This is a genomic window from Maritimibacter harenae (assembly GCF_009882975.1).
In the GTDB taxonomy this organism is placed as follows: domain Bacteria; phylum Pseudomonadota; class Alphaproteobacteria; order Rhodobacterales; family Rhodobacteraceae; genus Maritimibacter; species Maritimibacter harenae.
In genome coordinates this window covers 1-422 of the sequence record NZ_WTUX01000047.1, presented here as the reverse complement: position 1 = coordinate 422, position 422 = coordinate 1, and the positions used below count along the sequence as shown (strand labels likewise).

Below are 422 nucleotides of genomic sequence, written 5' to 3'. Positions count from 1 at the left end.
GGCCTGCGAGGATGGAGGAAAGCACCACGCTCGTGAGGTCACCGCACAGGAAATCCTGGTTGGACAGGCCTTCCTCGATATCGCGCGACTGAATGGAAAGCCGCGGATCGCGTTCGGAGACGGCCCCGATCTCTAAGAGACCCTGGAAGGTTTCAGCGGGTGTTTTCACGCTCATCGGGGTCACGTCGGCGGTAAAGCCGGTGTAGTGCTCGCGGTCGAAGGCGACCGTCGCATGATCAGTGAAGCCCGCAACCAGACGCGCGAGTTCAACGTGGGCGGATGCGTCCCATGACAGCTCGAGCATGAGTTCTTCGAGAGCCATGGCGATGGCGCCGGCCACCGCGGCCGGCCGGGGGGCCTCGGGCCAGTCCACGACAGCTTGTTGCAGGTCTTCCAAGCGACGCTCGGTCGCGGGCGACCAG

At 64.5% G+C, this 422-nt stretch carries 1 protein-coding gene; it reads right to left on the bottom strand.

Annotated features, from left to right (window positions below; all coding sequences use genetic code 11):
* On the bottom strand, positions 1–397 hold a 397-nt coding region (locus GQE99_RS20270), incomplete at its 3' end, for a hypothetical protein (RefSeq protein ID WP_161353781.1).
* Positions 398–422 lie beyond the last annotated feature (25 nt).